The organism is Bacillus sp. 105MF (genome assembly GCF_000374885.1).
GTDB lineage: Bacteria > Bacillota > Bacilli > Bacillales > Bacillaceae_G > Bacillus_A > Bacillus_A pseudomycoides.
Map to the genome: position 1 here is coordinate 1 of NZ_KB895645.1, position 6094 is coordinate 6094.

The window sequence follows — 6094 nt, forward strand, 5'->3', positions numbered from 1 at the left end:
CCATCAAGCGCTCGTCGGTATTGTGGGCTCACGTGTTGACCTCACTTGTTTCCAATGCGCTTACTATTGTGGTGGTTATCCTCGTCGCCCTCTTGATGGGCTTCCGTTCCAGCGCTGATATCCTGGATTGGCTCGCGGTAGCTGGGATACTCGGGCTGTTTACGCTGGCGCTGACATGGCTGGCGGTCATTCCCGGATTGACAGCGAAGTCTATGGAAGGGGCGACAGCCTACTCGTACCCGCTGATTTTCCTGCCGTTTATCAGTTCGGCCTTTGTTCCCACTGAAACCATGCCTAAAATTGTCCGTGCGTTCGCTGAGAACCAGCCCGTGACTTCAATAGTGAATACGATTCGTGCCCTCTTGTATGAAGGGTCTGTTGGCAACGGTATCTGGATCGCGCTTGCCTGGTGTGTCGGCATCATGGTCATTGCTTACTTCTTCGCCAGTAAAGTATTTAAACGTCAGTTAGGGTAAGTACACCATCGGTTCGGTGTCTCATGGCAACTAAAACATCCGAAATAAAATATATGTTTGGAAAAGCACGGGAAATTTTTCCGTGCTTTAATTATTTGTCATGTTCTCAGGATAACTATTGTCGATATAACACCTTCATGTTTTTTAACAATTGGGCGCTATTGCGGAAGATCTAAGGTGAAAAATGAACAAACTTTTTTATAAAATCGAAACTTAAATCTTTTTTTAAACAGGCTCTTTCTTTTTGTTCGTTTTTCAAGGTTATTTGCATTAATTTGAACAAACTTTATTCTAAAACAATAGCTTAAAAAAGTAATGTGTCTAACTTTGGCTTTTGTTTTGTTACTCTATCTTTATGTATTTGGCCAGATTGCGGAGTGATGGATTGCGCAAATAATGGAAACTTGAAATCATTTGGGGTACCGTCATATGCCCATCAACTTAAGAATATCAACTACCCTCAATTGTACAAAAACGTTATTCTTTCTAAACAAGGTTATTAGAAAGGATGACGCCTTTTTGTATTTAAGGGTATTAAAATCTCTTAAGGTGAGGGTATGTATGATGATTGGTTGGTTGATTGATTGATTTTGCTACATATTAGGTGTTTTTTTACGGAATATTCAAAATAGCATCTCGATGGCATAATATTATATTGCTTATATTTACGAATGCTTAATATTGGATTAATCTGATATTTACATTATTTGGGTATTATGAAGAAGTAAACAAGTAACAAAAAATACAATGTGAATAGGAGGGAACTTAAATCGATTCAAATGACAGAAGTTGGGCATAGTGTAAACTTATTTGAATTTTTTATTTAATAAAAATCTATCAATCATTATATAAAAATAGCTTAGTAGTCTTATTGATAAGTAGGATATTTTAATGACGGTAGTAAATAAAATGGGTCTATTGATGTGTTTTTATCTGAATTTTCTAATTTGATTATTTCAACCTTATGATGATAGTAGGAGGGAATTTTGTGTGATAGTATGTGGGGTATAAAGTGTAGAAAATTCTGAAAAAGGGATGTGGATTGGATGTTCAAACTACTGTAAATAATAAAGTTACAGAACTATTAAATCATTATTTTCATCGAGTGAAGGTGAATCTTGTAGAAGAGGAAAATCAAAGAGAATTATATGAACATGAATTGATTAATGAACTATTCCCGTTGTTTAATGTTGCAGGAAATGACAACATGAATAGAGATTTTCTAATTCGCTTTCGTTTATTTGTAAGGGAGATTATTTCAGAGCAAGAACAGAAAATGAAAGAACTTGAAAAAACAAGAGATGAAGAGATAAATGTATTTGATTTAGTAGAGCGAAAAAAGATAATGAACTTTATGATTAATTGAAGTTTGAATTGTATTAAAGTTTAAATAAAAATATTTAGAGTGATTAATTATATCCAATAAAGGGCCCATGTACGCAAAAACATCCATTTTAGTAAACTTAAGGAGATCGTTTTTATGAAAACTACCGACTCAAAAAGTCTATGGGGAAATACAATTTATTTACAAGTTTTCTCTGCGTATTCACTGATTATGCTCGGAGTATTTATTGATATGTTAGCCATTATGACCATTGTTGGTTTTGAATGGGAAGTAGACCCTACCATGATTGGATTGATTCCCGTTGCGTATGCACTTCCTGGAATTTTATTTAGTTCATGGGCAGGTGTGATTGCTGATCGCTTTAGAAAAATTCCAATTATGATGTTTAGTAATCTAATGGTTGGTCTATTAACAATCGTTCTTTTATTTGTCCAAAATATTCATTGGCTTTTGTTAGCTTTAATGATTCGATCCATTTTTACCGTTTTCTATTATCCTGCACAGCAAACACTAACACGACAAATTGTATCCCCTGATTTGCTTACCAAAGCGGTAAGTATCAACGGTATAGTTGAGCAAGGAACCAAGATAGTGGGTCCGCTTATAGGTGGAGTGTTACTGAGCTGGTTTCAGCCAGAGTTTTGTCTTGTAATAAGGGCAATATGTAGTTTACTAGCTGCTTTGGTTTTATTGCCCACAATAAGGTTTAAGGAATCTCTGTCAAGAGAATATATAGAAAAGCAACAGCAAAGCACTTGGACTGCTTGGTTACAAGGTTGGAGTTATGTATTATCCAATCGGATGATATTATCAACCATGATTTTCTTTACAATAGGTATGGCAGTATTACAATTAGTAGACTCGCAGTTCCCTACTTTATTTAAGAGTTTGTTCCCAAATGATAAGAGTAAAATGGGATATATCATTTCTATTATTGGTATTGGGGGAATACTTGGTGCATTCTTAACACAAAAAATAAAACATTTTCAATACGGTTGGGTAGTATGTGGGGGCATTGCTTTAATGGGAATTGGCTTTGGTGGAATTAGTCTGATAAGTCTGGTAAGTCCCGGTACATCCCTTATTTTTGGCTATCTGATTAGTTTTATCGCTGGTATTGGAAGTGGACTTATGCTTGTATCCAATCAAGTCATTCTGCAAATAGAATCTCATCAAGAACAGGTCGGAAGAGTGTTTGGAATTCAAAGCAGTTTAGCAAATGCAGTCCTCATCATTTCTCCAGCTATGAGCGGACCACTAGTTCACCTTTTCGGAGTAATTCAACTCTATCTTTATGTAGGTATTGGGCTCATCATCATTGGAGTAATTGGGGTTTCATTACAAAAATATTTTTGGGTTAAACATGAAAACGAACACATAAAAGTAACTAATCTTTGAAGGGAGATTTCTTTATGTCCAATGAGGAGCGTTATCTTTTAAGTCATCCACAGAGGAGAATATGGTATACAGAAGTTATTTATTCAGGTAAAGGTATATGTAATCTAAAATTCTTGTTCAAGATCCATCGAAAAATGGATTATTCATTATTAAATCGAGCCATGAATCGTGTTATTAGTGAAAACGATGGTTTGTGTATCAGGCTGAAAGAACATGGACATCAGGAACCTGAGCAATATTTTGTTAAACATCAAGAACGAGAATTTGACTTCTTTGATTTCAGTTCCGAGAGAGATTCAGATTTGCTGGAAAAATGGATTGAGCAGAAGGCGCAAGAGACGTTTACGTTATTTGATTCTGATTTATACTATTTCGCTTTAATAAAATTAAGCGATAATGAGTGTGCCGTCTTTGGCAATGTCCATCACATTATCATGGATGGTTTATCAATCCAAATTTTTACTAGTCAGATTGCTAAATATTATCATAAGTTTCATAGTGAGACAGATGTGAGCATACCTAGGAACTCATATGTTCAGTTTCTAGTCAATGAACAGACATACTTGAACAGCAGTCGTTTTCAAAAGGATCAAAACTTTTGGTTAGAGGAATTCAATACACTTCCATCCGTGACGGGATTGAAACCCTATGATGCTTACCAAGTTAGTACGAGAGCATCACGTGAGACGTTTACATTATCGGAACATTTGAAGAAAAAGATAGAAAAATTTTCTGAAGATTACAAATTTAGTATATATACTTTTTTTGTTGCTGCGCTTTCGTTGTCGATGTATCGATGGACCTCATCGCTTGATATTGCCTTGGGAATGGCTTACGGCAATCGTATGACTAAAATGGAGCGGGAATTAATTGGAATGATGGTGAGTACAGTTCCTCTAAGAATGGATATCGATCCTGAAGAAGAAGTACTCTCATTTATTGGTCGAGTGTCTAGAAAACAAAGTAAATCATTACGACATCAGAAATATCCATTTGATTTGTTATTAAAGCAGATTAATAAAGAGAATAACAGTAATGTTCGACTTTTTGGAACTACGATTGATTATAGAGAACGTGCTGAAAGTGGTGACTCTCTTTGGATTCCAAATCGTGAAGAGGTGCAAGACTTTGCAGTACATATCGAAAATTTGACTGATATAGACTCTTTACAAGTACATGTTGATTATCGTGAAGAGCTATTTTCCAAAGAAGAGATAATTCGCTTTTTTAACACCATGCTAGCATTAATGGAAAACACATTTAAAAATCCGAAGCAGAAGGTTGCTGAGATCGAAATCATTTCAGAAGAAGATAAAAGAAAAAGTCTAGTAGAGTTCAACGATCCTAAGCTTGACTTTCCACCTCAAGCAACCATCCATGAGTTGTTTGAGCAGCAAGCGACGATTCATCCCAATGCCATTGCAGTTGTGTATGAAAAGGAGGGGCTTACCTATAGTGAGCTTAATGAACGTGCGAATCAGTTAGCTCACTATCTACAGAAAAAGGGAGTAGGACCTGATTCATTGGTTGGGCTTTGTGTTGAACGTTCTCTTGAAATGATTGTAGGTATTTTGGGGATTCTGAAGGCTGGTGGAGCTTATGTTCCACTTGATCCAACATATCCAGAGCAGCGACTTCAGTATATTTTAGAGGATGCTAGCATTCAGTTAGTCGTAACGCAAGAGAGTTTAAAAGAATCGAAATGGTTACCAGAGAATATTAAATCGATTTGCCTTGATCGAGATCAGGTTGAGATTGAGAAAGAAAGTACTGCTTTACCGATTTCTGATGTAAGTCCCCAACATCTCGCTTATGTGATCTATACTTCGGGATCAACAGGGAATCCGAAGGGAGTTATGGTAGAACATCACAATGTGAGTCGTTTATTTAAATCAACGGAATGTTGGTATCAGTTTGATGAAAAAGATACTTGGACGCTTTTCCATTCTTATGCGTTTGACTTCTCAGTTTGGGAAATTTGGGGAGCATTACTCTATGGAGGAAGATTGATTGTTGTTCCTTACTGGATTAGTCGATCGCCCAAGGATTTCTATCAACTGTTAGTAAAGGAAAAGGTTACGGTTCTTAATCAGACACCATCCGCATTTCGACAATTGATACAAGTGTGTGAACAAGAAGATGAGAATAAAAACTTGCATCTGCGCTATATCATATTTGGTGGGGAAGCACTCGATCCGACCAGCTTGCTACCGTGGTTTCAAAGGTATGGAGAGCAGAACACGCAGCTAATCAATATGTATGGAATTACAGAAACTACCGTTCATGTTACGTATTATCCAATTACTCAAGATGATGTGCAGCATTCTTCAAGAAGTAATATCGGAAAGCGGATTCCAGATTTAGAAGTGTATGTGCTAGACGCTTGTCAACAGCCTGTGCCTATTGGCGTATCTGGTGAACTATATATTGGTGGAGCAGGACTCGCACGTGGGTATTTAAACAGACCTGAATTGACTGCAGAACGTTTCATTCCTCATCCATTCAGTAGTGACCCGGGAGCGCGATTATATCGGACAGGAGACTTAGCGAGATACTTGCCGGATGGAAATCTAGATTATCTTGGGCGGATTGATCACCAGGTGAAAATCCGTGGTTTCCGAATTGAGCTCGGGGAAATTGAATCTGCTTTAAACGCACATGCATCCGTAAAAGAGGCTGTTGTAATTGTTCGAGAGGATCAGCCGGGTGATAAACGATTGGTGGCATATGTCGTGGGTGATGGGAATGTAGGTGAGTGGAGAGATTATCTCAAGGCGGAACTACCAAGCCATATGGTTCCTTCAGGATTTTTGATGATGGAAGCTATTCCACTAACTGCTAACGGTAAAGTTGATCGTGAGGCCTTGCCTGTACC

At 37.2% G+C, this 6094-nt stretch carries 4 protein-coding genes; all 4 read left to right on the forward strand.

Features of this window, described 5'->3' with window-relative positions; translation table 11 throughout:
- A partial coding sequence (locus C564_RS0130855; protein WP_018767255.1) for an ABC transporter permease occupies positions 1-476 on the forward strand: 476 nt, incomplete at its 5' end.
- A 1042-nt stretch (positions 477-1518) separates the two neighbouring features.
- The gene (locus C564_RS0130860; RefSeq protein WP_006097453.1) at positions 1519-1842 is read left to right on the forward strand and encodes a hypothetical protein; all 324 of its coding nucleotides are present in this window, start codon (positions 1519-1521) and stop codon (positions 1840-1842) included.
- A 114-nt stretch (positions 1843-1956) separates the two neighbouring features.
- A complete protein-coding gene (locus tag C564_RS0130865; protein WP_003209780.1) occupies positions 1957-3219 on the forward strand; it encodes an MFS transporter in 1263 nt (420 codons plus the stop codon).
- A gap of 14 nt (positions 3220-3233) precedes the next feature.
- The coding region (locus C564_RS0130870) for a non-ribosomal peptide synthetase (protein ID WP_018768143.1) at positions 3234-6094 on the forward strand (2861 nt) is incomplete at its 3' end.